Origin of the sequence: Inquilinus limosus MP06 (assembly GCF_000767795.1) — a bacterium.
GTDB lineage: Bacteria > Pseudomonadota > Alphaproteobacteria > DSM-16000 > Inquilinaceae > Inquilinus > Inquilinus limosus_E.
This window is the reverse complement of record NZ_JANX01001091.1, coordinates 1-858: the sequence shown is the minus strand read 5'-3', so window position 1 is coordinate 858 and position 858 is coordinate 1. Positions and strand designations below refer to the sequence as shown.

The window sequence follows — 858 nt, the reverse complement described above, 5'->3', positions numbered from 1 at the left end:
GGGGCTGTCGATGGCGAGCACCGGCGTGAAATTGGCCAGGATTTCTGCGGGGCCGGCGGCGACATTCAACATCGATCTCGCCGGCGCCAATATCCCTCCCCCTACCCCCTCCCGCAAGGGGAGGGGGAGGATAGAAGGGGATAGGCCGGCCCAAGCGGCGGTGTTCTGAAACGGGTCCCTCTGAGCAGGAGAGGCAACGCGTCAGCTCTTCCTTGCCCCAGCCAGCACCCGGTCGATGAAGGCATCCGCCGCGCCGAGGTGGCGGGCGGGGTCGCGCAAGGCGCGCCAGTCGACCGGCGCCTCGGACATCTCGGCCAGCAGCTCGAACAAATGGCGGCCGGTGGCGGTGGCCTTGGCGGCGGCCTCCTTCACCAGCGCCTGCGCCTCCGGCCGCGGCATGTGGGCGGCGAGGGCGAAGCTGGCGGCCTCGGCCAGCAGCAGGCCGTGCGAGGCCTCGAACTGCCCGGCCATCCGGGCCTTGTCGACGGCCAGGCTGCCGGCCACGGCCAGGGCATGGCTCAGCGCCGCGCCGGCGGCCACGGCCATCTGCGGCAGGGCCAGCCATTCGACTGGCCAGGCGCTGCCGTCGCGCTCATGCTCGTGCAGCATCGCCTGCTGGATCTGGCCGACAAGGCCGGCATTGAAGCGGGCCAGGGCGACCAGCGTCTCCGGCCCCACCGGGTTGGATTTCTGCGGCATGGTCGAGGAGCCGCCGCTGGCGCCCGGCCGCACCTCCGCCACCTCGGTCTGGGCCAGGAGGCACAGGTCGCGGCCCATCTTGCCCAGCGTGCCGGTGACCAGCGCCAGCCAGCCGGCGAATTCGGCGATGCCGTCGCGCTGGCTGTGCCAGGGCATCGG

Annotated in this window: 1 protein-coding gene; it reads right to left on the bottom strand. The window is 72.3% G+C overall.

The features are described from left to right. Positions 1–201: 201 nt before the first annotated feature. The coding region (locus P409_RS35390; RefSeq protein WP_034849825.1) for a lyase family protein at positions 202–858 on the bottom strand (657 nt) is incomplete at its 5' end.